2 protein-coding genes are annotated in these 1,585 nt (G+C 70.2%); one reads left to right on the forward strand and one right to left on the reverse strand.

Annotation, left to right across the window (positions count from 1 at the left end; all coding sequences use genetic code 11):
* Positions 1-43 precede the first annotated feature (43 nt).
* The gene (locus tag PROKR_RS09275) at positions 44-751 is read right to left on the reverse strand and encodes an SDR family NAD(P)-dependent oxidoreductase (RefSeq protein ID WP_036962436.1); all 708 of its coding nucleotides are present in this window, start codon (positions 749-751) and stop codon (positions 44-46) included.
* 73 nt (positions 752-824) lie between these two features.
* On the opposite strand from PROKR_RS09275, the gene PROKR_RS09280 reads away from it, so the two are divergent.
* Positions 825-1,433, forward strand: a complete 609-nt coding sequence (locus PROKR_RS09280; protein ID WP_036962439.1) for a TetR/AcrR family transcriptional regulator — start codon at positions 825-827, stop codon at positions 1,431-1,433.
* The last annotated feature ends 152 nt before the right edge of the window (positions 1,434-1,585 follow it).

Below are 1,585 nucleotides of genomic sequence, written 5' to 3' on the forward strand. Positions count from 1 at the left end.
GGGCGGCCCGGTGGCCGCCCCGCGGTGCGGTGGTGTGCGCGGGTCAGTGCCCCGCGATCTGCCCGCCGTCGACGTGCAGGAACTCGCCCGTGACGAAGGGCGACTGCTCCAGGTAGAGGACGCCGCGGGCGACATCGTCGACCTCGCCGATGCGGCCCAGCGGGTGCAGGCCGGCGAGGGTCTCGTGGGTCTCCTCCGGGTGCAGCGGGGTCTTGATGACGCCGGGGGAGACGGCGTTGAAACGGATGCCGTCGGCCGCGTACTCGATGGCCAGGGCGCGCGTGGCGGAGGCGATGCCGCCCTTGGTCACGGACGCGAGGGCGGACGGGAACACCGAGAGCGCGCTCTCGACGAGGGTCGTGGTGATGTTCACGACGTGGCCGCCGCCGGCCGCCTGCATCAGGGGGATCGCACGCTGGGTCAGGTGGAAGAAGCCGGCGACGTTGATGCCGACCATGGTCTCGAAGTCCTGCGCGGTGTACTCGGTGAACCGCTTGGCGATGAACACGCCCGCGTTGTTCACGACCGTGTCGACGCGCCCGAAGCGCTCGACGGCGGTCTTGATGATCCGGTCAGCGGTCGCCGGGTCGGAGATGTCACCGCTGACGACGGCGAGGTCGTCGGCCTCGGCGAGGTCGATCGTGCGGGAGTTCGCGACGACGGCGTACCCGATCTGGCGGTACGCGTCGACCAGCCCGGCGCCGATGCCCTGGGAGGCTCCGGTGATGACAGCTACCTTCTGGGTGCTCATGTTCGTTCCTTAGTAGACGGTCGGTCAACTACTTGGGCTTCCAGTTATAGTTGACCGGTCGTATGCTGTCAACATGCCTCGAACCTCGGATGGTCGTGAGCGCCTGATTGAAGCGGGCGTGGAACTCTTCTCCCAGCGTCCCTACGGGTCGATCGGCGTGGCCGAGCTGTGCACGCGCGCCGGCGTCAACAAGGGGTCGTTCTACTACTTCTTCGCCTCCAAGGAGGCCCTGGCGCTCGCCGTCATCGACCGCCACTGGACGTGGCAGAAGGGCGTCTGGGCCGGCATCCTCGACGGCCCCGGCAGCCTGCTCGACCGGCTCCGCGGCCTGTTCGACGCCACGGCGCAGATGCAGGTCGACGCCGTGACCGGCACCGGGTGGGTGGCCGGCTGCCTCTTCGGCAACCTCGCCCTGGAGGTGAGCTCCCAGAACGAGCCGGTGCGGCTGCGCCTGCAGGAGATCTTCGACGAGCAGATCGCGATGATCGCGTCCCGGCTGGCCTCGGCCGTCGAGTCGGGCGAGCTGCGGTCCGTGACCGACGTCGACGGCGCGGCGAAGGCGATCGTCGCCCAGCTCGAAGGGCTCGTGCTCTTCGCGAAGGTGTTCAACGACCCGTCGCAGCTCGACGCGCTGTGGCAGAACAGCCTCGCGCTGCTCGGTCTCGCTCCCGCGCGCGCCTGAACCGCCCGCCTGAACCGTCCGCTCAGCGCCTCGCGTCGGAGAGGTCGATGCCCCACGACCCGCGGACCAGCGCGCGCCCGGCGTCGGTGACGTCCAGGCCGCGGCCGGACCGGTGCCGCGTCACCCAGCCGGCGTCGAGGAACCGCGCGCCG

The organism is Promicromonospora kroppenstedtii DSM 19349, from assembly GCF_000515355.1.
GTDB classification, from domain to species: Bacteria; Actinomycetota; Actinomycetes; order Actinomycetales; family Cellulomonadaceae; genus Promicromonospora; species Promicromonospora kroppenstedtii.